This window comes from Caryophanon tenue, assembly GCF_001700315.1.
Taxonomy (GTDB): Bacteria; Bacillota; Bacilli; order Bacillales_A; family Planococcaceae; genus Caryophanon; species Caryophanon tenue.
Window position 1 is genome coordinate 58,268 of the sequence record NZ_MASJ01000042.1, and the last position, 23,367, is coordinate 81,634.

A 23,367-nucleotide genomic window follows, 5' to 3' on the forward strand; every position below is an offset into this window, starting at 1 on the left:
AACAATGGCTGAAGGATATTTTTCTGCTTTTGGTGCTACGTCAAATAGCGGACGCGTTTTTATTGTGATGATTGCAGTAATTGTCGCATCGTGTCATTCCATGTGGCGATGGAAAATTGCTTCACACTTGCTTCACCGAGCATCTGTTTTTGACGTAACACACGTAATACGCTTGTATTAATGCGCTCCTCCGTTAAAACACCTTGTTCTACAGCTTCTATAATCGCCTGCTGCGCAGTGAGGGCATTTGCTAAGCCATGTCCAATGAGCACAAGGTCACTGCCTGCTACTAATGTTTGTACGGCGGTGTCGGCAATCGGCATGTCAAGCGCATCCATTGTAATATCATCGGTAACGACTAATCCTGTATAACCAAGCTCCTGGCGTAAAAGTTCTGTAATAACAGCAGGAGATACAGAGGCGGGTAACGTATCATCGAGCGCTGGAATGAGTAAATGTCCGACCATAATCATTGGTGCCTGTTCTTGAATGGCTTCGATAAACGGTACAAGCTCTACGTCATACAATTGTTCTTTTGAATGAGACAACACAGGCAGCGCATGATGTGAATCAATATCGGTGTCACCATGCCCAGGGAAATGTTTCATCGCTGTTAGTACATGTGCCTCCGTTAAACCATGATGAAACGCAAGAGCGTACTGAGAAACGATTGATGCATCGTCACTAAAGCTGCGCGTGCCGATAACGGGATTTTTAGGATTGCTGTTAACATCCATAACGGGCGCGAAGTTTACTTGAATACCATATGCAAGTAGTGCTTGTCCTAAATGATTTGCAATGCGTTCAATTTCCGCTGTTGAATGGTTATTCGCTAATGTTGTGGCAGTCGGAATAGACACGAGTTCGTCCGGTAAGCGACTAACATTGCCCCCTTCTTCATCAATACTTATCCAAAGAGGGTAGGTATGTTCAAGTGCATGAAAGTTTGTTGCAAATTGCTGAAGTTGTGTGTGGTCTACAATGTTTTTTGAAAATAAAATGATATTGCTGATGTGCTGTTCCTCAACTGCACGGCGTAATTCTTCAGTGATGGTTGTGCCTTCAAAGCCGGTAATAATGAGCTGTCCAATCTTTTCATCAAGTGGCATGTCATAAACCGTTTGTTTGAGTGTTGGTGCGTTTCGTGTGATGCGGAGCGTTGTCACGACATCACTGGCGTCCCACGTTAATGTGTGAAGGTCATCTAGCGTGTACGGTGATGTTAGTTGTAGCTCGTTTAAAACGTCCGTTGTTACCGGTTCTATTTCTTTTGTAATGGCTGTAATAATGCCATGCTCATGTTCATACGAAATATGCTCTTTTGGAATGGTATCTGCGAGCATCGTAATGCCCAGTGTGGCGTTTGTTTGGAACATATTTTTAGCATCTTGCAGTTGGAGTTCAAAGTAGCTCGTATCAATGGGCTGTGGCTGTTGTTCTTCGGTTGTTGGTGTACAGCCGCTTACAACTAACAACATAACGAGCAAAATGAATGTGTGACGCATAGAAATCCCCCTTGTTTGTATAATAAAATAGACGCGTATTTTTTTTTTTGTTATAGTAGGCGTGTAGGACAGTATCCGTTTGTGAACTGTACCTCTTCTTAATTTACCATAAACTACAAAAAATCTGCCTTGATCTTGAACGAAGACAGGGACGGAAGAAAACAGCACACTTTATGACGCCATATGTAGGCTTATTTAGCCATGCATCATAGCGGAACCAGTACGCCTTGTATCTTTCTGTCCTTTTGACAGAAAGATTTTTTTGTTTTCTTCCACCTTTTAGAAGGAGGAAATGTATGAAAACGACAGCACAGTTTTTACAAATGAAAGCGCATGGCGAAAAAATCGTCATGGTGACGGCGTATGATTACGCACAAGCAACATTAGCAGAGCAAGCCGGTGTTGATATGATTTTAGTTGGGGATTCGCTAGGGATGGTCGTGTTAGGCTATGATTCAACGATGCGTGTCACAGTAGAGGATATGATTCATCATAGCAAAGCAGTACGTCGCGGTGCGAAAGATACATTTGTCGTGGTCGATATGCCATTTGGTAGCTATCACGGTGATGTCAATGACACATTGCAAACGGCGGTACGTATCATGCAAGAAACAAACGCCAATGCAGTAAAGGTTGAAGGAGCAGGCGAAGTAATTGAGGTAATTCGTAAACTGACGTCAGCTGGCATTCCAGTCGTGGCACATTTAGGTTTACAACCCCAATCAGCGGGCGTGCTTGGTGGCTACAAAGTGCAAGGAAAGACGGCAGAACAAGCCGAGGCACTTATTCGTGATGCACAAGCTGTACAGCAAGCAGGAGCATGCGCGGTCGTATTCGAATGTATTCCGCATCAATTAACGGAAATGATTTCACGTCAATTAGTCATTCCGACAATTGGTATTGGTGCAGGTGTAGAAGCGGATGGGCAAGTGCTTGTATACCATGATTTATTAAAGTTTGGGGAGCACCGTGTACCGAAATTTGTCGAAATTTTTGCAGATGCAGGGCGTGTGATGCGCGAAGGACTAGCAGGTTATACACAAGCGGTGAAAAATGGGACATTCCCAACGCTTGCGCATAGCTTTACGATGCAAGAAGAGCAGTTAGATCAGTTGTACGGAGGCGTAAAATAAGATGCAAGTATTGAAAACAATTGCCGCATTACAGACATTTATTTGCAATGCGAAACGCCAACAGCAAACGATTGGTTTTGTGCCGACAATGGGCGCATTACATGATGGGCATTTAACGTTAGCGAAAGCAGCGCGTGAGGAGCACGATATTGCGATTATGAGCGTGTTTGTCAATCCGACGCAGTTTGGTCCAAATGAAGATTTCGATGCGTATCCACGCGATTTAGCACGCGATGTGGCGCTTGCTACATCGGTTGGTGTCGATGCGATATTTGCACCATCTGTTGCGGAAATGTATCCACATGACGGCGGCATTCGTCTTCATGCAGGGCGTCAAGCAACGATGCTGTGCGGGGCAAGTCGTCCAGGGCATTTTGATGGTGTGCTACAAGTCGTTGCCAAACTGTTTCACTTAGTACAACCGGACGTTGCCTATTTCGGTCAAAAGGATGCACAACAAGTGGCAATTATTGAGACAATGGTACGCGATTTTAATTTCCCAGTGGTCATTCGCAGTGTGCCGATTGTGCGTGAAGACGATGGTTTAGCAAAATCTTCACGCAATATGTATTTGACTGAAACTGAGCGAGTAGAGGCGCCGCAATTATATGCGGCATTACAACTCGCAAAAGATGTACTGCTTAACACGCATCATGTTGAGAAAGCGATTGATGCGGCAACAGCGCATATTACAACGCATACAACAGGTCGTATCGATTATATTGAAGTATTATCGTATCCAGATTTAGCACCGGTCGATGATAGTACAACACAAGTGGTATTAGCATTAGCGGTTTATATTGGCAAGACGCGTCTCATTGATAATTTAATGATAAATTTAGGGGGAAACTAAAATGTTTCGTATGATGATGAATAGCAAAATCCACCGCGCTACGGTTACACAAGCGGATTTAAATTATGTTGGCTCCATTACAATTGATCAAGATATTTTAGATGCAGTAGGGATGCTCCCAAATGAAAAAGTGCATATCGTCAATAATAATAATGGTGCGCGTTTTGAAACGTATATTATTTCAGGAGAGCGTGGTAGCGGTGTTATTTGTGTCAACGGTGCGGCAGCGCGTCTTGTACAAAAGGGGGATATCATCATTATTATGTCGTATGTATATGTTGACAATGCAGAAGCGGCAGAACATCAGCCAACTGTAGCAATTATGGGTGAAGGTAATCACATTAAAGAAATGATATCGTACGAGCCAGAAGCGACAGTAATGTAAAAATAAAGAAATCACACCTACACATATAGTCAAGAAAATGATAACTTGGTAAAATTTACACAATAACAATCTCATTGTTATTGTGTTTTTTTTGACGAGGGGATAAAATGTATTCATTTATGGTGTTTTTACACATTGTTGGTGTCTTGCTGATGTTTGGTGCAGTGAGTTTAACGCTCGCTGCGATGGTTGGTTTGCTCGTAGCACGACATGTAATGATATTGCGGACGTGGGCAAACTTTGCAGTGAAAATGGATGGTTTATTGCCACCGAGTGCGGTGTTTGTCATTGGACCTGGGATTTATTTAACGATAAGTGCTTGGGGATGGCAAACTGCTTGGATTAATATGTCACTAGTGTTATTGCTATTTATGTGCATGGCAGGTCCAGTGATTAATTTACCACGTTTAAAGCGAATTGCTGCAGCTGCAAATGAGCATCCGTTAGAGCACATGTCGGAGGCGCTGCAAATCGAATGTCGCAACGTCGTTTTGTGGCGAAGTGTGTCAATGATGGCACTACAATTAATAGCGATTGTTTATATGATGACGATGAAGCCAAGCATTATTGGGGCAATTGTCGCTGTGATGGTGTGCACGATTATCGGTCTCGTACTCGCGCAGTTCGCGTTATATTCGACAACAAAACGTCCAGAAATGATAAATAATCGTTAAGAAATTAGCCATTATTTCGATAGTAAACAAAAGAGAGGTGGCTTTATGACGACACTTTATCCATTTGAACAGTTACCGGATGCAGGGCGCAAGCAAACCGTTTGGCAATACGTGCAAGCCATTCGCCAATGCAAGGACCGCCAGCATCCGATTTATCAATTTTTCATGGCACAAATTACGCAACAAATTCAAGTCGATTTTCAATTATATGGTTTGCAGACAGTTGAAGTGGAGCAGCTAACTGTGTATGACAGACCACGATTCATTATGCACAATGTTGAGCCGATTTGGGCAGCACGTCTGACGACTTTATTTCAGCAGGCGCATGTGCCGTTTTTAACAGCTGTTCAGCAACATGCTGCAAAAGCATTTATGTACCGCGTTGTAGATGGACAATTTGAAGCGGTACAGCAAGCTCCGATAGACCCGACGATTCAGTATGCAATCTTACAGCAAGTCATGCCGGTAGCACCATTAGGTATTTGTACTGAGCATATGACCGATGCGGAAGTGGCATGGGTGCGCGATATGTTTGAAGCGCAAATTGCGATGAGTGTACGCACCGTGCAAAATTATATGACCTTATTATTAGCGCGTGCGATTGATGAAGTAGAAGACGCATTGCCTCTTAGTGAAGAAACATTGTATTGGGAAAGTTTCGGGAGCCGTTTCCGTGATGATACACTATTATTTACAGCAGAGGGTCAGTATATTTGTACATTTTTAGCGTATATGGCAGATGACAGCTTACAGCAGCAATTTATGCTGTATGACCGTGCTGAAATGATGGACCAGTACGCATATATTAGTTCATCTGTGTAACAAAAAAAGCCGTCCGAGCATAAATGCTCAGATGGCTTTTTTCATTATTATTGTAGAGGGAAGTCAACCGTTTGTGGTGCTGTCCCTTTTTTATCGTGTAGTGTAATACGGATTGGTTCAATTTGAATGGCAATCATATCGCTTTCTTTTTGGAAAATGCTGCGAAGCGTGTTGACGATTTTAAGTTTTAATTCATCGTCTCGAAAATCGGTTACTTTTGCTTCGATTTCGATATACGACGCATCTGGGTCGGTGTTTGTATAGCCAAGTAAAATATGCGTATACGGATTTTTTTGTAAATCGAGCACCTTTTCAGAATCCTCAAGTGTGCGTGTAAACAATGTAAACTCTTCATGTGTAAATGTCATGTAGCGAGAGTACGGTTGTTCATTGTGTACAGTCGTCATGACACCAATTTTATTATTTTTTAAAATATCGAGTATTTTTTCTTTTACATGTTCCATTTGTATATCGCTCCTCTCTATTTTTACGGCAGTGGCACTTCTTGCTGTTGGTCGCCTGTTTTATTCATAATGCGTAAACGCGTTGGCGTTACTTTTAAAACAAGCATATCGGAAGGGTCATTGAAATAGGCATCTTTAAAGTGTTGCACAAATTGCTCTTTAATTGTGGCATCATCATATTCAGATACCGTCGCCTCAATTTCTAAAAATTCTTCCAGTAAGTCATTATTTTCATAGCCGTATAAAATGTGAGTGCGCGGGTTTGCGAGTAGTTCATGTACTTTTGGTGCGTTTTTGGATGTTACGGTATATAACGTAAACCCTTCATTATAAAATGTCATATAGCGTGTATATGGTTTACCGTCATGAACAGACGCTAATGTACCGACACGCTCATTCGATAAAATGCTTAATGCTGTTTCTTGAACATCTAACAAATGAATCACCCCTTTAACATGTATAGTAATGATTACCCTATGAGAAAGTCACTTAAACGAATTATGAGATTTTAACGTAAAAACATGACCGATAAAGCAGGAGTATGGTACACTTTTTTCTATTATGAAGATAGTGAGTTGAGTAGCGAATGGAAAGTCAAAAATATGCGATTGTTGATTTAGAGACAACAGGGCATTCATCTAAAAATGGCGACCGCATCATTCAAATAGCGATTGTCATTATGCGTAATTGGCAAGTAGAGCAGCAGTTTTCAACATTTGTTGACCCGGGACAGCCAATTCCAGCTCATATTACGGATTTAACCCATATTCGGGATGAAGATGTACGATATGCGATGCCGTTTGAGGCGCATGCAGATTATGTATACGAATTATTGGAAGATAGTGTATTTGTTGCCCATAATGTCGATTTTGATTTGAACTTTTTACAACAAGAATTTCAGCGTATTGGCATGTCACCATGGCAAGGACGATTTGTTGATACGGTCGAGTTAGCGAAAATTATGTACCCAACTGCGTTAAGCTTTAAGTTAGGGGATTTAGCGGCAGATTTACATATCCCGCTGCAGCAAGCACACCGAGCAGATGAAGATGCATTAGCAACTGCGCAATTATTAGCGAAATGTTATGAGGAAATTTTAACATTGCCACAAGCGACGATTGAACAGTTGCATAAACGTGCTTTTCGTTTAAAATCAAATATCGCTCATTTATTATTTGATGCACTGCGTGAAAAACGCACAATACAGGAAACGCGTGAAGATTTACTGTTTTACGGTCGACTAGCCATTCAAAAAGAGCCACATATTGACAAAGCAGACGATGTAGAAACAGCCTATCCACAAACGACACAGCAAAAAATGGCACTATGTGAGAAAGCTTATCCGCAATTTGAAGAGCGCCCTGCGCAATTTCAAATGATGGATGTTGTATGGGAGGCTTTAAAGGCGCGCCATGAAACAGTCATTGAAGCTTCAACGGGTATTGGAAAATCGCTCGGTTATTTATTGCCAGCGATTTTATATGCAAAGCGGGAACGCAAAAAAATTGCGATTAGTACGTATACATCTTACTTACAAGAGCAACTATTACAAGAAGAGTTGCAAAAAGTTGAACGTATTCTTGGGACAACTGTACACGTTGCTTTATTAAAAGGCATGCAGCATTATGTCGATTTAGAGCGTGTTACACAGCTTGTGCGCCAAGAACCAGAATCTTATGATGAAACATTAGCGTTATTACAAGTAATCGTCTGGCTCACAAAAACGGTTACCGGTGACTTAAGTGAGTTAACGGTAAGTGGTGGTGGACAGCTTGTGCTTGACCGTTTACGCAAATCAGTGAGCGGTCCAACAGGTGCAGTTGATTATTATACGCGCGCATTAAAACGTAGTCGTCATGTGGAAGTTATTATTACGAATCATGCGATGTTACTCGCTGAAACAACGCGTAAAACACCGCTGTATCAAGAGGTCGGTGGTTGGATTATTGATGAGGCGCACCAAATGGTACAAGCAGCGATTCAACAGCATGAAAGTATATTTCAATACACACAGTGGAAATATATTTTTGGTCAAATTGGTACGTCTGAGGAGCATCAATTGTTTCGAAAACTGTACAAACGTGCCTTAAAAACGCGCCGTGTGAGTATGAATGCTTTATTACAAGCAGAACGAAGCTATGTGCGTATGACGCAAAGCTTTGAGCGCGCGGTGCAACAAATGGTACAAGTCTTACAAAATGAGCAGCTAGACGCGGTTAAACAAACGGTATTTTTACAACAAATTGCATTGCCGGAGCAAGCGATTCGAGAAACGCGCGATGCGGTCGTGCAGTGGTTAGCAGCGGCGAAGCAAATTGCGACGTATTTCTCAAGTGGCACAGAGCCGCTCGTTGTTGAAGATATGTATTTACTGAATGACTGGCACTATTTAATTCGTGAAATGACCATTAAAGTTGCCGAGTGGGAACGGATTTTTATTCAAAAGGATGTCCATTACACAACGTGGCTAGAGCTTGATCAACGTAGTTTACCAGGAAGCTTGCATGTGTTGCATAAGCCATTACATGTCGCGCGTACTATTCAACAATTATTTCAACAGCAGCGCGGGAACATCGGTATTATTTGGACGTCAGGTACAATGACCGTACCACATAATCCGCACTTTATTACCGAGCAGCTCGGCATGAAGCGACGTGTGCCAGTGCATCAGTTCCAAGCACCACAAAGCTATTATGCAGGCGCGAAAATGATGATTGTTAGTGATATGCCAGATGTACAAACTGTATCGCAACAAGCATATGTCGAGGCGATTGCAAAAGGGATTATTGCGAGTGTACAGCAAACAGAGGGACGAAGCTTTGTGTTGTTTACGTCGCAACAAATGTTAAAGGAAACGGTCGCATATATTCAAGAAACCGAAGCACTTACGGAATATATGTTATTTGCACAAGGTGTTACGGGAGGCAGCCGCATGCGTTTATTAAAAGCGTTCCAAAAGTTTCAGCGTTCGGTGTTATTTGGGACAAACAGTTTCTGGGAAGGGGTGGACGTTCCAGGGGATGCACTTTCAGCCGTGATTGTGGCACGGTTACCATTTTCATCACCAGAAGACCCTATTTTTAAGGCACGGGCGAATATGTATGAGCAACAGCATAAAAATTCCTTTTTAGAGCTAGCACTCCCCGAAGCCATTATGCGTTTTAAACAAGGCTTTGGACGTTTAATTCGTTCATCGCATGATCGCGGTGTTTTTATTGTGCTCGACCGCCGTATTCATACAAAATCATATGGCCAACAATTTATTGATGCATTACCGCCAATTGATGTGCAAAAACTATCATTAGAGGATATGGTTTTAGCGCTAGAACATTGGTATAATAATGAACGATGAGGAAGAAAGCAGGAGACAATTATGGAAAGACACACACAAATATTCCGATGTCTGTATTCGGAAAGGTATAAAAGTAGTCCGACATATGGCATGAAGCGGGTGAGCACATGAAAAATTGGATTACGTTTATTTCCGTATTTTTTGTTTCTTTAGCACTTGTCATTACGATTGGTGTACTTTGGAAAGCAAATGCGCCATTTGCGAGTATTGAGCGACAAGCGGAACAACTTGCGCTAAGTGAAGCGTATGTTAGCGATGTAACAAGTTCATATACGTACAATGGACAAAAATCGTATATTACCGTTTTCGGGGTAGACGAAAATGGTAAAGAAAAAGCTGTCTTTGTTCCGACGAGCCTAGAAGTGGATTTCATACAGGAAGTATTTTTAGAGGACGGTATTACGCAAGAACAAGCTTTAGATGTTTTACGTAGCGAGCAAGAAGTCAATAAGCTGCTTCATGCTAAGCTAGGCTTCGAACAACCCGGCGCTGTATGGGAACTAACGTATATTGATGCGGACGACCAATTGAATTACGTCTATTTTCTCCATAAAGATGGTAACGGGTGGAAGCGCATTTTAAATTTGTAAGGAGAGAATCCATTCATGAATCATTTATTAGCGAATCGTGTACAAACATTAACACCATCAGCGACTTTAGCGATTACCGCTAAAGCGAAAGAACTAAAAGAGCAAGGCGTAGATGTAATTGGTCTAGGAGCAGGTGAACCTGACTTCAACACACCAGAGAATATTTTACAAGCAGCAAAAGACTCGATGGATAAAGGTTTCACAAAGTATACGCCAGCGGGTGGTTTACCAGCATTAAAGCAAGCAATTATTGCAAAGCTTGAGCGTGATAATCAATTAGCGTATAAAGCAAATGAAGTGATGGTAGGTGTTGGTGCAAAGCATGTACTGTACACATTATTCCAAGTTATTTTAAATGAAGGCGATGAAGTGATTATTCCAATCCCATATTGGGTATCGTACCCAGAGCAAGTAAAGCTTGCTGGTGGGAAGCCGGTGTATGTAGAAGGTACAGCGGCACAACAATATAAAATTACAGCACAGCAGTTACGTGATGCTGTAACAGCCAAAACAAAAGCAGTTATTATTAACTCTCCAAGTAATCCGTCGGGTATGATTTACTCAAAAGAAGAGCTAGCTGAGTTAGCGAAAGTAGCAGAGGAAAAAGATTTACTCATCATCTCAGATGAAATTTATGAAAAGCTTGTTTATGATGGGGTAGAGCACTACTCAATCGCACAACTTTCTGCCAGTGTGAAAGCACGTACAATCGTTGTAAATGGTGTGGCAAAATCACACTCAATGACGGGCTGGCGTATCGGGTACGCAGCAGGTGATGCGAGCATCATTAATGCGATGACAGACCTTGCTTCTCACTCAACGTCAAACGCGACAACGACAGCACAATATGCGACAATTGAAGCATACAATGGTTCACAAGAAGCGGTAGAAACAATGCGTCAAGCATTTGAAAGCCGTTTAGAAGTGATTTATCCGAAGTTAAGTGCAATTCCAGGTTTCCAAGTGTTAAAGCCACAAGGTGCATTTTACTTACTACCAGATGTATCAGAAGCAGCACAAAAAACAGGTTACGATTCAGTCGATGATTTCGTAACAGCATTATTAACGGAAGCAAATGTGGCTGTTGTACCAGGCTCAGGCTTCGGTGCACCAAGTACAATCCGCTTATCATATGCGACATCATTAGAATTATTAGAAGAAGCGGTAACACGTATGCATAACTTTGTAGAAAGTAAATGGCAAGCGTAGTTTCTTCGTACAATTTGGAGGACATTATGAAAAAAATTACAATTCAAGAAATGCCAAAACATATTGGCGAAACAGTTAAAATTGGCGCATGGTTAGCCAACAAACGTGCAAGTGGTAAAATGGCGTTTTTACAATTACGTGACGGTTCAGGCTTTGCACAAGGTGTTGTTGTAAAGGCTGAAGTTGGCGAAGAATTATTCGCAGTTGCGAAAGGAATGACGCAAGAAACATCAATGTACGTTATCGGCGAAGTAAAAGAAGATGAGCGTTCATCATTCGGTGCAGAGTTAAATGTAACAGGTATTGAAGTAATTAGCGCAGCAAAAGATTACCCAATCACACCAAAAGAGCACGGAACAGAGTTCTTAATGGACAACCGTCATCTTTGGTTACGTTCTCGTAAGCAACATGCTGTTATGAAAATTCGTAACGAAATTATTCGTGCTACTTACGAATTCTTTAACGACAATGGTTTCACAAAAATGGACCCACCGATTTTAACAGGTTCAGCACCAGAAGGAACATCAGAACTATTCCATACGAAATATTTCGATGAAGATGCATTCTTATCTCAATCTGGTCAGCTTTATATGGAAGCAGCAGCAATGGCATTAGGAAAAGTTTTCTCATTCGGTCCAACATTCCGTGCAGAAAAATCAAAAACACGTCGTCACTTAATTGAGTTCTGGATGATTGAGCCAGAAATGGCATTCACAGAGCATGACGAAAGCTTAGAAGTACAAGAGCAATATGTATCACATATCGTTCAATCTGTACTGAAAAACTGTAAGTTAGATTTAGAGCGTCTTGGACGTGATACATCGAAACTTGAAAATGTACAAGCGCCATTCCCACGTATTTCATACGATGAAGCGATTGAGTTTTTACACAAAGAAGGTTTTGATGATATTCAGTGGGGCGATGACTTCGGTGCACCACATGAAACGGCAATTGCGAACCATTTCGACAAGCCAGTATTCATTACGTGCTACCCAGTCGGTATTAAACCATTCTATATGCAGCCGCACCCAGAGCGTGATGATGTCGTATTATGTGCAGACTTAATTGCACCAGAAGGCTATGGTGAAATTATCGGTGGCTCTGAACGTATTAACGATTACGATTTATTAAAATCACGCTTAGAAGACCATGGTTTATCAATGGACGCATATGCTTGGTATTTAGATTTACGCAAACAAGGTTCTGTGCCGCACTCAGGCTTCGGTCTAGGCTTAGAGCGTACAGTTGCGTGGATTTCAGGAACAGAGCACATTCGTGAAGCCATTCCATTCCCACGTTTATTAAACCGTCTATACCCTTAATAGGGAAGTGACGCATAACGAAAAGAGGCTGGGACAGAAGGATAATCCAAATCAATCCCACCGATGTTCGATGATAAACATTTGATACGTCGTCGTTAAATGAAGAGCGGACTTCTAGCGGAACAGTACGAGCGAGAGACTACAGGCTCGAGCCGTACCGCAGAAAAGCCTGCTCGAAAATTTAACGACGATGAAAGCAGAAAAGTGTTAGGAGAAATGACGATATTTCTCCTAACACTTTGTTTTGTCTCAACCTCTTTTTTTCTGTTTATAAATCAATCGTAATGCCTTTGTATTTTACATAACCCCATACGAAGGCGACGATCGCAATACCGAAAAATAGTGGTACCCATAAAATTAGCATAATCAGCATCGCGTCATCAATACCATTCGTTGCTAAGTTAAAGAAATAACCAAGGAAGACAGAAGAAGTCCAAGAGAAAATGAGTGTAGAGATAGCGCCCCAAATCATCCAAGCGTTATAATCCGTCATTTTATGCAAGACGATACCTGCAATAATCCCGACAATTGTTAAAATAAGTGACACAATCACGAGCGTTGGATTCGTTAAAAATTCAGTCATTGTGGAAGCTCCTTTCTAAATATGTATATTGTTCAATGAACTACTAATAAAATACCATCTTTTATACAAGGTGTCACATAGTTCACGGAAAAATAAATAGGGGTTTCTACTATTATAATTGGAGAAATTAAAAAGACCTTGAACTCTTTGTGAAAGAACAGTGAAGAAAAAAGCCAACGCGCATAGAAAACGATGAATTTGAAAATAGTTTTGACAAAATGATGACGAATGGCGTGAAAACAACCTTTAATTACCAAATATTATTGTTAAAAAAATAAAATATGACCTTAATAATACAATTAAAGGGATAATTATCCTTTTAAAAAGGGTGGATAATGTCTTTTGAATTAATAAAAAATTCATATGTTGCCATAGAACTGTCATAATTCAAATGGGTTTCAGAAAGTATCTCAAACCCTTGATGTAACTGACTTTGGGTGATTATTACAAGGGAATAAATTGACAAATATAAAAGGTAAATTATATTGGAATTGTTATTTAAATGGAATTATGTGTTGAGATTACTTTGACTTCCTGGGCAACTTCACATAAAATTTGAGTAGGTTAGAGGGGTAATAAATCGTGTAAAAATCCGGTTGGTAGTGCTGTTTAGCCTTATGAACTTATCTAGCTGTAAAAGCGGTAGACAAAAGCTATTAAAGTTTGTTTGTGCTGCGGATATATATCCTTTATGAATGGGACGGTTTTGTAGTGAAATTGTTTCAATATAAATGATATATAGGGGATTCGTTCGACAAAGTTACCAAAGCTTTCTGCTTACATGGCACAAGAAATCAATAATTGTTTGTCATATTACATATTTGCATTTTTCCGTAATGTGGCCTTCAAGCTTCATGTAATTGTAAACTACATTATTATTGGATTGATGCACTTGTGACATTTGTAAGGGAGGGAGAGTTACAGCAATACGCTGTTGAAGAATTTACACATTCTATTTACTTCGGAATGCCATATGTATCTATTGGATATGGTCATAAGAACGATGTTTAGTGGGTAGATATGACAGTTCTAGCCAGTCAATTTGATTGAAGGGAGTCCACCTATGAAAGCGAAGATGAAAGGGACTTTATTTGCTACTATGATGGCTTTAAGTGCGATTGTTTTAGGCGCATGTGAACCATTATTAGTGCTAGACCCTAAAGGTCCTCAAGCTCAGCGACAAGCAGATGACACAATGTTATTAATTTACGTTATGTCTGCAATTGTTATTGCGGTATTTACAATTATGGCAGTAATGCTATATAAATATCGTGCATCGAAACAAAGCCCTGATTACGAGCCACCTCATATTGAAGGTAACATGCTTGTAGAGGCAATTTGTATCGGTATCCCAGTAATTATCGTTATTTTCTTATCTGTAGTTTCTGTAAAATCAAACTACATCGTAGAAGCGGTTCCACAAGGATACGAAGATACAGAACCATTAGTAGTATATGCGTCTTCTTCAAACTGGAAATGGCACTTCAGCTATCCAGAAGAAAATATCGAAACTGTAAACTACCTATACATTCCAGCAGGCCGTGCTCTTGAGTTCCGTTTATATTCTCACGGACCAATCACAAGTTTCTGGATTCCACAATTAGGTGGTCAAAAGTATGCGATGGCTGACATGGAAACAGTTTTACATTTAGCAGCTGACCAACCAGGTGAGTTCATGGGCCGTAACGGTAACTTCAGTGGTGTAGGTTTCGCTGAAAATACATTCCTTACAACAGCAATGACTCAAGCTGAATTCGATGAGTGGGTACAAGAAGTTCACGAAACTGCTGAACCACTTACAGAAGAAATTTTTGAAGAATTATTAGAGCCTGGTCACTTAGGTACATCTACGTACACAGGTACTCACTTAGAATTCTCACCGCCTCCTGGTCCACATAGCCCAGTGAGCGAACGTGATCCAAATGCAGAAGTTGGACACGAATAATTTTCAGCTAGTTAATTGATGACACATTAATTATTCGTAGCGAACAAGCAATAAATCATCTGGAAGGAGTTACGAAAAGATGGAATTCTTTGAGCGATTTGCCATACCACATCCAAGTTTCTTAATTTATATGGCAATGATTTCCATTGTTTTAGGTGCGATCGTTATCGTAGCAGGTATCACGTACTTTAAAAAATGGGGCTACTTATGGCGTGAGTGGATTACTACTGTAGACCATAAGAAAATCGGTATCATGTACCTGATTGTAGCATTAGTAATGTTATTCCGTGGTGGCGTAGACGCAGTAATGTTACGTTACCAACTTGCAATGCCTGAGAATACTTTCTTAGATTCTCAACACTATAACGAAGTATTTACAACACACGGGGTTGTCATGATCCTATTCATGGCGATGCCATTCATTATTTTCTTCTTTAACTTCCTTGTACCATTACAAATTGGTGCTCGTGACGTAGCGTTCCCACGCTTAAACTCATTAAGTTTCTGGTTATTCTTCATGGGTATGGGTCTGTTCAACTTATCATTCATCGTTGGTGGTTCACCAGATGCAGGTTGGACTTCTTACTTCCCATTAGCGGGTAACGAGTTCTCTACTTCAGTAGGAACAAACTATTACATGATTTCTTTACAGATTGCTGGTCTTGGTACGTTAATGACAGGTATTAACTTCATGACGACAATCTTCCGTATGCGTGCTCCAGGTATGACATTAATGCGTATGCCTATGTTCACTTGGTCAGCGTTAATCGCAAACGTTATTATCGTATTCGCGTTCCCTGTATTAACAGTAGCTTTAGCTATGGGTACATTAGACCGTTTAGCAGGTACGCAATTCTTTACAACGGATAACGGTGGTATGGACATGCTTTGGGCCAACCTATTCTGGGTTTGGGGACACCCTGAAGTATACATCCTAATCTTACCAGCATTCGGTTTATACTCTGAGATCATTCCAGTATTCGCTCGTCGTAACTTATACGGTTACACGTCAATGGTTTTCTCAATGATCATAATCTCAGTATTCTCATTCGGTGTTTGGACTCACCATTTCTTCACGATGGGTCAAGGCGCTTTAACAAACTCTGTATTCTCAATCACAACAATGGCGATTGCGATTCCTACAGGGGTTAAGATCTTCAACTGGTTATTCACGCTTTACAAAGGTAAGATTGAGATGACAACACCGATGCTTTATGCGATGTTATTCATCCCATTATTCACTCTTGGTGGTGTAACAGGGGTTATGCTTGCGATGTCAGCAGCTGACTACCAATACCACAACTCAATGTTCTTAGTAGCCCACTTCCATAACGTAATCATCCCAGGTGTTGTTTACGCGATGTTAGCAGGTTTAACATTCTACTGGCCAAAATTATTTGGTTTCATGCTTAACGAGAAAATCGGTAAAGCAACTGCATGGGTAATGTCTATCGGTTTCGTACTTGCGTTCATTCCAATGTACATCACTGGTTTAGATGGTCAGCCACGTCGTGGTTACACTTACTCAGAAGTAACAGGTTATTCAACTTTAAACATGGTAGCGTTCATCGGTTCGATTATCATGACAATTTCATTCTTAATGTTAGTGTATAACATTTACTACAGCTTCCGTTATGCGTCTCGCGATATTTCGTCAGACCCATGGGATGCACGTTCTCTTGAGTGGGCAACTAACACGCCAATTCCTGAGTACAACTTTGCGGTTACACCACAAATTAAATCTCGTGAAGCATTCTGGGATCACAAATATGGTGGCAAAGACATGGACTTATTCGCTGGTCAAAAAATCGAGCGAATTCACATGCCTAACAAATCAGGCGTTCCATTTATCATGAACGTATTCTTCTTTATCTTAGGTTTCTGTTTAATCTTCTCTATCTGGATTGGCGCAATCATCGGCTTAATCGGGGTACTTGGTTGTATGTTACACCGTTCATTTGAAGATGATCACGGCTTCTACTTTGAAGTTGAAGAAATCGAAGAAATTGAACGTGAAAAGCGAGGTGCGATTAAATAATGGCTCATGTTGATACTTCAAAACCTTTAGAATATCAAACAGAAGAAGGTCGCTTAAAGATCTTAGGTTTCTGGATTTTCTTAGGTGCCGAAATCATGCTTTTCGCGACATTATTTACATGTTACTTTGTAATGGAAGGTCGTACAGGTAACGGCCCTACTGGTGCAGAGATTTTCGAAATCGGACCAGTTTTAATTGAAACATTCGTACTTTTAACAAGTAGTTTCACAATCGGTTTAGCTGTCCATGCTATGCGATTAGGCTCTAAAAAAGCAACAGTTAACTTCATGATTGTTACTTTAATTTTAGGTGCTGTGTTCTTAGGTGTTGAGATTTATGAGTTCTTCCACTACGTACACGTAGGCGCTGGAATTACAGTTTCAGGTTTCACATCTACTTTATTAACAACTTTAGGTACTCACGGACTTCACGTAACATTCGGTTTATTCTGGGGTATTTCAATTATCATCCAAATCGTTAAACGCGGTTTAAACCCAATTACAGCGAACAAAGCATTTATCTTCTCACTGTATTGGCACTTCTTAGATGTTGTTTGGATTTTCATCTTCAGCTTCATCTATCTGAAAGGAATGTTGTAATATGGCACAATTCTTTCCAAAAGGTCAAGTAATGGGCTTCATCTTCTCACTAGTATTAACAGTAGTGGCGATGTTAGTATACTTCCTAGACATGTCGTTTGGTATGGGTATGGCTGTATTAATTATTACAGCATTCTTACAAGCAACACTACAATTAGTCGTGTTCATGCACGCTGGTGAGTCAGAAGACAAATGGGCAATTTACATTAACGTATTATACGGTATGGTAATTGCTGTTATGACAGTTTTCGGTTCATTATTAATCTTCAACTGGGATATGTAATTCCCAAACGAAAACAGCTTGTATCTCAATTTTGGGATGCAAGCTGTTTTTTTATGCAAAAGTGTCGATATTCATAGATTTCTCGTGAAAATTACGAATTAACGCTCGAAAATTTGTTCGATTTAGCGTATGCTAAAAGGTAGAGGTGACTTATGAAAGCTTATATTTTAAACATTACATTCAATGAGTTGCAACCAGCTGTTACACGTCAAGTTGTATTACCAGCAGGTGCAACATTCAATCGTTTACATGAAACGATTCAAACGGTAACGAACTTTACCGACAGCCATTTATATCAATTTGAATTTGAGCAGTTAATCGTCACAAACGACTCGGAGCGTGTGGACGAAGCAAAGCGCAAATCATATAAAGGAAAACCGGTGAAATCACCAACGCGTTTAAAAATTGATGCGTATATGGAAGTAGGACAAACATTCAGCTATTTATATGATTTTGGTGACTACTGGACTTTAACGATTACCGTTGAGAAAATTGTTGAAGATTATTATTTTGGGTTCCCAACGTTATTAGCGGGACAAGGCACAGCACCAGCAGATGATGTAGGCGGTGTAGAAGGCTTCAAGGAGTTTTTAACAGCGTACAATGATGAAACACATTCAGATCATAAAAACATGCGTGAGTGGGCATCACATCAATCATTTAAAGAATATGATGAAGCATTAATCAATGAAATGTTAAAACAGGTGAAATACGGTAAAACACAGTGGGAACACATTCAGCATGATAATTACACAGTGCTAGAAGACCCGTACCGTGGCCCGAAAGCGACAGCACCGGTAGCGGAAGAAAAGACAGCATCAGTTAGTGAAGCGCCAAAAGAAGCTGTTGTGACGCAACAGACAACGACGTTACCAGAAGCGTTACAGTATGTGAAAGCAGCTGTCAATTTATACGGGATTATTAGCGTGCGTGATTTCTTACGTTTATATGAAATGCACCATGCACATGAGCAATTGCACGTAAAAGAGCTGCAAGCAATTTTACTAGATGCAAATAATGTGGCGCTTTTAAAAGACAATCAAGTTGTTGTCTACAATGATGTGTTTGTACATGAAGCGTTAGACCGTGCTGAAAATCGTCAAGCATTTGTACGCCGCACGTTTAAAAAATCATTTTATATTCCAGTATATAGCGAGTTTATGCGTTATGCGGATGCAAGCTATGTCGAAGCAACACCATATCAGCAAAAATTAACAACGATGTTAGCACATGATTTTTATGAAGGTAACGAAGCATTAGCACACGACAAAGTACTAGAATTAGTCGTGCGTTTACAAGGGGTAGACGCGAACTTTAACACGTTTATCAATGATTTCTTAACAGCACATATGCCAGCACAAAAAGAGCGTATGAACGATTATTTACAAGTCATTAGTGATGTAGCTGTAACGACACGCTTATGGGAAAACCGTGGCTATACAACAAAAGAGTTACAAGCTAAAAATGCACCACAAAAAGCGATTCAACAAAAAGTTGGCCGTAATGATGACTGTCCATGTGGCAGCGGTAAAAAGTATAAAAAATGCTGTGGGAAGTAACAACATAGCCGGAAATACCTTTAATTAGGGAAGGAAACACCACCCAGAAACGTCTGTATTTTTGGGGTGGTGTTTTTCTTATTTGGCGAGCGATTTTTTCCGAGAAAACAAAGGCATAGATACACAAAGTAAGAGTGCTTTATGCTAAAATAGAGAAACCGATAATGTGAAAGGAGTCTACTACGTATGACAAACAATCGACTCCGTTTTTGGACGGAACAGCGTCAATTATCTGTGCCACAGCTGTTCTTTCAATGCTATAAAGAATTGAACATTCAAGATGACGAAGCGATGATGCTTCTGCATATGATGAATTTCCATGAGCAAGGGAATGATTTCCCAACGCCTGCTGAAATAGCGCGTCATATGCATTTATCCGCACATGCAGTCACGATGAAATTACAGCGTTTATTGCAACATGGCTTTATTGAATTACGCCAAGGAATTAATGAACAAGGCATGATTTTTGAGAAATATACGATTTATCCACTATGGGAGAAAATTTGCTTACATTATGAGAAGCAGGAAGTGGAACAACAAGAGCAGCAGGAAAAAACGCAAGAGAGCGATATTTTCCAAATGTTTGAGCAGGAGTTAGGACGCTTATTATCACCGATAGAAATTGAAACGATTGGTATGTGGATTGATCAAGATGCACACACACCAGCACTAATTAAAGAGGCACTAAAAGAGGCGGTCATTGCAGGGAAAGTGAGCTTGCGTTATATTGACCGTATTTTATTTGAATGGAAAAAGAAAAATATTCAAACCGTACAGCAGGCGCAAACGCAGGCGGCACAGTTCCGAACAGCGGTACAGCCACGCATCGTAACAGAAAAAGCAGCGCCTCAACAAAGCGAACAGTTTGAATTTTATAATTGGCTAGAGGAGAGAGATTAGGACATGTTGTCAAAGCAAAAATGGCTACAATTTTTGGATACGATGGATGCGATGTATCCAGATGCACATTGTGAACTTGTGCATGACAATGCGTTTGAGCTAACGATTGCGACATTGTTATCTGCGCAATGTACAGATGCATTAGTAAACCGTGTGACGAAGGATTTATTTCAAAAATATAAAACACCCGAAGATTATTTACAAGTGTCACTAGAGGAACTACAAAACGATATTCGCTCGATTGGCTTATACCGTAATAAGGCGAAAAATATTCAAGCACTTTGTGTACGTCTATTAACGGTTTATGGTGGGGAAATTCCAGCAGACCGTGACGCTTTAGTAACGTTACCAGGTGTTGGGCGTAAAACAGCAAATGTTGTATTATCCGTAGCATTTGATGTACCTGCAATGGCAGTTGATACACATGTTGAACGCATTTCAAAGCGTTTAGGTTTATGCCGTTGGAAAGATAATGTATTAGAAGTTGAACAAACGATTATGAAAAAAACACCAATTGAGCGCTGGAGTAAGGCACACCATCAAATGATTTTCTTTGGACGTTATCATTGTAAAGCACAAAATCCAGGATGCCATGCATGTCCGTTATTAGAGGATTGTCGCGAAGGGCAAAAGCGTCTGAAAAAAGGGCTGGTGAAAACAGGTGAGTAATGTACGCGTTGAAGCAATCGAAAAAGAGCGAGTGGATGCTTGGTTTCGCGAGTGGGAAGCCATGCAGCCAAAAATTGAGGAGCTACATACCGCACGAAACAAGGCGGTAAAAGAGCAGATGTTAGAGGCGATTACATTATATGAAAATTTCGTCTTGCACGCGTCTAATACGACATCAACGGCGATTGAAGCAAATAGTGAACTGATTTGTATGCCCATTAACGGTGTGGAGCGCTTTTTATTTATTAAAGCAAAGCCAGGGCAATTTGCTTGCTATCGTCAATTAGATGAGCTGTTTAAAGAGACGAAAAAACGGATGGCGCGCTTACGTGCACAAGCAAAAAAAGCATGAAGCAACAGGTCGCTAGGAAGCATATTCTTAGCGACCTTTTCATATCGCTATAGTAAAGGAGATAGGGATTACATGACGACAACGGTTTTATTTGATTTAGATGGCACATTAACTGACCCACAAGACGGGATTACACGAGCGATTCAGTACGCGTTTAAAAAACTAGGGGAGCAGGTGCCAACGACAGCACAATTGCTGTCGTTTATTGGACCACCATTAGCTGTATCATTTACACAGTGGGGCTTTGACGACGAAAAAACAAAAGCAGCAATTGCGTATTACCGAGAATATTTTGTTGCGCAAGGCATGTTTGAAAATGAAGTATATGATGGCGTTATACCGATGTTGCAAGCATTAAAGGCTTCAGGTAAAACGTTAGCAGTGGCAACGTCAAAGCCACAAGTATTTGCAGTGACGATTTTAGAGCACTTTCAGTTAGCGACTTATTTTGATGTAATCATTGGCAGTGAGTTAGATGGTACGCGTTCTGCAAAAGCAGAGGTCATTGCTGAAGTATTACGTCAGTTACAGTGCGAACCTGAACAGTGCGTTATGGTTGGAGATCGTCTGCATGATATGGTGGGGGCAGCAGCGCACCAGCTTGCTACAATCGGTGTTACATATGGGTACGGTGATGAACAAGAACTACGACAAGCAGGGGCGCAGCAAATTGTAGTAGATGTCGCATCTTTACATACAGCGCTGTTACGCTAAAGTGAGGTGCGTTCGATGTATCCAAAATTTGAAGAAGTGCAGGATGCTTTAAAAGTAGAAGAATTTGATGTGGAATTACATAGAACCGAGTTATTAAAAAATACATGGTTCCACATTGTTGCCAATATTGTATTGATTATACTTGCTGTTATTTTTTTAGTGGATATTTGGTGGCTGTCACTGTTGTTACTAGGCGTTTTAATTTATAGCATGATTGTACGGCAACGGCGCAAGCAAGCCGGCATTATTGCATATGCTGAGCATTATCGTAAGCATGTTGTATTACCGGTTATTCAGGCGGTTGAAACGTGTTATGGACGGACGAAAATGCCGCTCACAGCGCGTTATGTACCGGAGGAGAAGCTGTATGATGAGGTGATTTTTTCATCCTCTCTTTGGCGTTATAAAGGTTGCACTGTAGAAGGTAGTGATTTTTTATCGGGAACGATGGAATTGTCCGACTTACAACAGCCCATCTATTTTAAAAGTAGTATGGTGCAGCTATTTGATGAATCATCGGGCAATGAAGACATACATATGGATGCGACATTGCTAGAAGTTTTCTCAGGGACCGTACTCGTTATTGATTTGCCTTTTGCATGTAACGGACAGCATCGCCTGTTATCAGGAACATTTTCAACGACAAGCTGGGGTATGATGATGCAGCAACAAATGTCGAAATGGTCATATAAACAATTAGTGAAGTATGATGACCAATTAAATACGTTGGACCGTCTGGATGTCGGGCATGATTTCTTTCAGGACCATTGGCGTGTGCATTCTAATGACGAAGCGGAAATAAATATGCTACTGAACGAAGCACTACAACAAACGTTAGCGCAAATACGTGATGACTTTCCGGCTCGTCAAATGGATATGTATATACAAGGACAGCATGTATATGTAGCGATAAAAGGAAACCGATATGTAATGGAAGAACGCATGCATTTACAAATAGAGGACCGACAACTAGAAAGTATTTATAAAGGGATTATGATGCCATTACGCATTGTAGAGGCTTTTGCGACACGTGTACAACAACTAGTACCTTTAGACAAAGAAGCCGATGTATAAAGGTGTATGTGGCGTGAAAGTACGATGAAGCGCGCTACTATCGATGTGAAAGAGAGGGTTTGCTTGTAAATGAGTGTTATTCAGCATACAAAAGCGGTAGGAGAAATGATAAAATTTCTCCTACCGCTCTGTGTTTTCACTGTGATTGATTATGAAATAATATCGTATTTTTTATGACTAATGATTGTACGGTCATTTGGTAAAATACGTGACGCTTTTTCTAAAAATGTGTTATCAATGCTTACCATCACAGAATTTTCGTAGACAATCTCTACGTGACCTTCTAATTGCACTTTATCTTTTGTAAAGCGAATGCGGTCGCCAATATTAGCTTTTGTCATA

At 40.5% G+C, this 23,367-nt stretch carries 24 protein-coding genes; 19 read left to right on the forward strand and 5 right to left on the reverse strand.

What is annotated here, in order from left to right; all coding sequences use genetic code 11:
- Positions 1 to 59: 59 nt before the first annotated feature.
- Positions 60 to 1,505, reverse strand: coding sequence for a glycoside hydrolase family 3 protein (locus tag A6M13_RS15695; RefSeq protein ID WP_066548717.1), 1,446 nt, complete (start codon positions 1,503 to 1,505; stop codon positions 60 to 62).
- 296 nt (positions 1,506 to 1,801) lie between these two features.
- Here A6M13_RS15695 and panB point away from each other — a divergent pair, with 296 nt between their 5' ends.
- The 5 genes from panB (at position 1,802) to A6M13_RS15720 (ending at position 5,372) form a co-directional block, all read left to right on the forward strand.
- On the forward strand, positions 1,802 to 2,638 hold the full coding sequence (gene panB / locus A6M13_RS15700) for a 3-methyl-2-oxobutanoate hydroxymethyltransferase (protein WP_066548720.1): 837 nt from the start codon (positions 1,802 to 1,804) through the stop codon (positions 2,636 to 2,638).
- 1 nt (position 2,639) lies between these two features.
- Positions 2,640 to 3,491, forward strand: coding sequence for a pantoate--beta-alanine ligase (panC, locus tag A6M13_RS15705; RefSeq protein WP_066548721.1), 852 nt, complete (start codon positions 2,640 to 2,642; stop codon positions 3,489 to 3,491).
- 1 nt (position 3,492) lies between these two features.
- Positions 3,493 to 3,876: an aspartate 1-decarboxylase gene (gene panD, locus A6M13_RS15710; protein WP_066548725.1), complete on the forward strand. Its 384-nt coding sequence runs from the start codon at positions 3,493 to 3,495 to the stop codon at positions 3,874 to 3,876.
- Positions 3,877 to 3,983: 107 nt separating this feature from the next.
- Positions 3,984 to 4,550: a hypothetical protein gene (locus tag A6M13_RS15715; RefSeq protein ID WP_066548727.1), complete on the forward strand. Its 567-nt coding sequence runs from the start codon at positions 3,984 to 3,986 to the stop codon at positions 4,548 to 4,550.
- A gap of 45 nt (positions 4,551 to 4,595) precedes the next feature.
- Complete coding sequence (locus A6M13_RS15720) at positions 4,596 to 5,372, forward strand: hypothetical protein (protein WP_066548729.1); 777 nt, start codon at positions 4,596 to 4,598, stop codon at positions 5,370 to 5,372.
- Between the two features lie 47 nt (positions 5,373 to 5,419).
- Here A6M13_RS15720 and A6M13_RS15725 read toward each other — a convergent pair whose 3' ends face one another.
- Both A6M13_RS15725 and A6M13_RS15730 read right to left on the reverse strand, forming a co-directional pair.
- On the reverse strand, positions 5,420 to 5,836 hold the full coding sequence (locus A6M13_RS15725) for a pyridoxamine 5'-phosphate oxidase family protein (protein ID WP_066548731.1): 417 nt from the start codon (positions 5,834 to 5,836) through the stop codon (positions 5,420 to 5,422).
- 23 nt (positions 5,837 to 5,859) lie between these two features.
- Positions 5,860 to 6,273 carry a pyridoxamine 5'-phosphate oxidase family protein gene (locus A6M13_RS15730; RefSeq protein ID WP_169817464.1) on the reverse strand — a complete coding sequence of 138 codons (414 nt, stop codon included), beginning with the start codon at positions 6,271 to 6,273 and terminating at the stop codon, positions 5,860 to 5,862.
- Between the two features lie 149 nt (positions 6,274 to 6,422).
- Between A6M13_RS15730 and dinG the strand changes: the two genes are divergently transcribed.
- The 4 genes from dinG (at position 6,423) to asnS (ending at position 12,309) form a co-directional block, all read left to right on the forward strand.
- Positions 6,423 to 9,188, forward strand: coding sequence for an ATP-dependent DNA helicase DinG (dinG, locus tag A6M13_RS15735; protein ID WP_066548733.1), 2,766 nt, complete (start codon positions 6,423 to 6,425; stop codon positions 9,186 to 9,188).
- Between the two features lie 107 nt (positions 9,189 to 9,295).
- Positions 9,296 to 9,778, forward strand: coding sequence for a cell wall elongation regulator TseB-like domain-containing protein (locus tag A6M13_RS15740; protein ID WP_066548736.1), 483 nt, complete (start codon positions 9,296 to 9,298; stop codon positions 9,776 to 9,778).
- Positions 9,779 to 9,793: 15 nt separating this feature from the next.
- Complete coding sequence (locus A6M13_RS15745; protein ID WP_066548740.1) at positions 9,794 to 10,987, forward strand: pyridoxal phosphate-dependent aminotransferase; 1,194 nt, start codon at positions 9,794 to 9,796, stop codon at positions 10,985 to 10,987.
- Between the two features lie 26 nt (positions 10,988 to 11,013).
- Positions 11,014 to 12,309, forward strand: coding sequence for an asparagine--tRNA ligase (asnS, locus tag A6M13_RS15750; protein ID WP_066548742.1), 1,296 nt, complete (start codon positions 11,014 to 11,016; stop codon positions 12,307 to 12,309).
- A gap of 268 nt (positions 12,310 to 12,577) precedes the next feature.
- On the opposite strand, the gene A6M13_RS15755 is transcribed toward asnS, so the two are convergent.
- Complete coding sequence (locus tag A6M13_RS15755) at positions 12,578 to 12,892, reverse strand: hypothetical protein (protein WP_066548749.1); 315 nt, start codon at positions 12,890 to 12,892, stop codon at positions 12,578 to 12,580.
- A gap of 1,063 nt (positions 12,893 to 13,955) precedes the next feature.
- Between A6M13_RS15755 and A6M13_RS15760 the strand changes: the two genes are divergently transcribed.
- The 10 genes from A6M13_RS15760 (at position 13,956) to A6M13_RS15805 (ending at position 23,025) form a co-directional block, all read left to right on the forward strand.
- Positions 13,956 to 14,837, forward strand: coding sequence for a cytochrome c oxidase subunit II transmembrane domain-containing protein (locus tag A6M13_RS15760; RefSeq protein WP_066548754.1), 882 nt, complete (start codon positions 13,956 to 13,958; stop codon positions 14,835 to 14,837).
- Between the two features lie 79 nt (positions 14,838 to 14,916).
- Positions 14,917 to 16,875 (forward strand): cytochrome aa3 quinol oxidase subunit I, encoded by a 1,959-nt coding sequence (qoxB, locus tag A6M13_RS15765; RefSeq protein ID WP_066548755.1) that lies wholly within the window; start codon positions 14,917 to 14,919, stop codon positions 16,873 to 16,875.
- The gene (gene qoxC / locus A6M13_RS15770) at positions 16,875 to 17,474 is read left to right on the forward strand and encodes a cytochrome aa3 quinol oxidase subunit III (protein WP_066548759.1); all 600 of its coding nucleotides are present in this window, start codon (positions 16,875 to 16,877) and stop codon (positions 17,472 to 17,474) included. The genes qoxB and qoxC overlap by 1 nt, the downstream gene beginning before the upstream one ends.
- Position 17,475: 1 nt before the next feature.
- Entirely contained in the window at positions 17,476 to 17,757 is a 282-nt protein-coding gene (qoxD, locus tag A6M13_RS15775) for a cytochrome aa3 quinol oxidase subunit IV (protein ID WP_066548760.1), read from the forward strand.
- Between the two features lie 152 nt (positions 17,758 to 17,909).
- A complete protein-coding gene (locus A6M13_RS15780; RefSeq protein WP_066548762.1) occupies positions 17,910 to 19,316 on the forward strand; it encodes a plasmid pRiA4b ORF-3 family protein in 1,407 nt (468 codons plus the stop codon).
- Positions 19,317 to 19,502: 186 nt separating this feature from the next.
- The gene (locus A6M13_RS15785) at positions 19,503 to 20,216 is read left to right on the forward strand and encodes a DnaD domain-containing protein (protein ID WP_066548765.1); all 714 of its coding nucleotides are present in this window, start codon (positions 19,503 to 19,505) and stop codon (positions 20,214 to 20,216) included.
- A gap of 3 nt (positions 20,217 to 20,219) precedes the next feature.
- A complete protein-coding gene (gene nth / locus A6M13_RS15790) occupies positions 20,220 to 20,885 on the forward strand; it encodes an endonuclease III (RefSeq protein WP_066548767.1) in 666 nt (221 codons plus the stop codon).
- The gene (locus tag A6M13_RS15795; protein WP_066548771.1) at positions 20,878 to 21,237 is read left to right on the forward strand and encodes a YpoC family protein; all 360 of its coding nucleotides are present in this window, start codon (positions 20,878 to 20,880) and stop codon (positions 21,235 to 21,237) included. Before nth ends, A6M13_RS15795 begins: the two co-directional genes overlap by 8 nt.
- Positions 21,238 to 21,309: 72 nt before the next feature.
- On the forward strand, positions 21,310 to 21,951 hold the full coding sequence (locus A6M13_RS15800) for an HAD family hydrolase (protein WP_066548773.1): 642 nt from the start codon (positions 21,310 to 21,312) through the stop codon (positions 21,949 to 21,951).
- Positions 21,952 to 21,966: 15 nt separating this feature from the next.
- Positions 21,967 to 23,025: a DUF3137 domain-containing protein gene (locus tag A6M13_RS15805; protein ID WP_066548776.1), complete on the forward strand. Its 1,059-nt coding sequence runs from the start codon at positions 21,967 to 21,969 to the stop codon at positions 23,023 to 23,025.
- Between the two features lie 149 nt (positions 23,026 to 23,174).
- Here A6M13_RS15805 and A6M13_RS15810 read toward each other — a convergent pair whose 3' ends face one another.
- The gene (locus tag A6M13_RS15810) at positions 23,175 to 23,366 is read right to left on the reverse strand and encodes a DUF2187 family protein (protein WP_066548780.1); all 192 of its coding nucleotides are present in this window, start codon (positions 23,364 to 23,366) and stop codon (positions 23,175 to 23,177) included.
- Position 23,367: the final 1 nt, after the last annotated feature.

Excerpts from the sequence above, each read along its gene's own strand:
- A6M13_RS15695 (WP_066548717.1), bottom strand. The coding sequence starts at position 1,505 with ATGCGTCACACATTCATTTTGCTCGTTATGTTGTTAGTTGTAAGCGGC.
- panB (WP_066548720.1), top strand. The coding sequence starts at position 1,802 with ATGAAAACGACAGCACAGTTTTTACAAATGAAAGCGCATGGCGAAAAA.
- panC (WP_066548721.1), top strand. The coding sequence starts at position 2,640 with ATGCAAGTATTGAAAACAATTGCCGCATTACAGACATTTATTTGCAAT.
- panD (WP_066548725.1), top strand. The coding sequence starts at position 3,493 with ATGTTTCGTATGATGATGAATAGCAAAATCCACCGCGCTACGGTTACA.
- A6M13_RS15715 (WP_066548727.1), top strand. The coding sequence starts at position 3,984 with ATGTATTCATTTATGGTGTTTTTACACATTGTTGGTGTCTTGCTGATG.
- A6M13_RS15720 (WP_066548729.1), top strand. The coding sequence starts at position 4,596 with ATGACGACACTTTATCCATTTGAACAGTTACCGGATGCAGGGCGCAAG.
- A6M13_RS15725 (WP_066548731.1), bottom strand. The coding sequence starts at position 5,836 with ATGGAACATGTAAAAGAAAAAATACTCGATATTTTAAAAAATAATAAA.
- dinG (WP_066548733.1), top strand. The coding sequence starts at position 6,423 with ATGGAAAGTCAAAAATATGCGATTGTTGATTTAGAGACAACAGGGCAT.
- A6M13_RS15740 (WP_066548736.1), top strand. The coding sequence starts at position 9,296 with ATGAAAAATTGGATTACGTTTATTTCCGTATTTTTTGTTTCTTTAGCA.
- A6M13_RS15745 (WP_066548740.1), top strand. The coding sequence starts at position 9,794 with ATGAATCATTTATTAGCGAATCGTGTACAAACATTAACACCATCAGCG.
- asnS (WP_066548742.1), top strand. The coding sequence starts at position 11,014 with ATGAAAAAAATTACAATTCAAGAAATGCCAAAACATATTGGCGAAACA.
- A6M13_RS15755 (WP_066548749.1), bottom strand. The coding sequence starts at position 12,892 with ATGACTGAATTTTTAACGAATCCAACGCTCGTGATTGTGTCACTTATT.
- A6M13_RS15760 (WP_066548754.1), top strand. The coding sequence starts at position 13,956 with ATGAAAGCGAAGATGAAAGGGACTTTATTTGCTACTATGATGGCTTTA.
- qoxB (WP_066548755.1), top strand. The coding sequence starts at position 14,917 with ATGGAATTCTTTGAGCGATTTGCCATACCACATCCAAGTTTCTTAATT.
- qoxC (WP_066548759.1), top strand. The coding sequence starts at position 16,875 with ATGGCTCATGTTGATACTTCAAAACCTTTAGAATATCAAACAGAAGAA.
- qoxD (WP_066548760.1), top strand. The coding sequence starts at position 17,476 with ATGGCACAATTCTTTCCAAAAGGTCAAGTAATGGGCTTCATCTTCTCA.
- A6M13_RS15780 (WP_066548762.1), top strand. The coding sequence starts at position 17,910 with ATGAAAGCTTATATTTTAAACATTACATTCAATGAGTTGCAACCAGCT.
- A6M13_RS15785 (WP_066548765.1), top strand. The coding sequence starts at position 19,503 with ATGACAAACAATCGACTCCGTTTTTGGACGGAACAGCGTCAATTATCT.
- nth (WP_066548767.1), top strand. The coding sequence starts at position 20,220 with ATGTTGTCAAAGCAAAAATGGCTACAATTTTTGGATACGATGGATGCG.
- A6M13_RS15800 (WP_066548773.1), top strand. The coding sequence starts at position 21,310 with ATGACGACAACGGTTTTATTTGATTTAGATGGCACATTAACTGACCCA.
- A6M13_RS15805 (WP_066548776.1), top strand. The coding sequence starts at position 21,967 with ATGTATCCAAAATTTGAAGAAGTGCAGGATGCTTTAAAAGTAGAAGAA.
- A6M13_RS15810 (WP_066548780.1), bottom strand. The coding sequence starts at position 23,366 with ATGACAAAAGCTAATATTGGCGACCGCATTCGCTTTACAAAAGATAAA.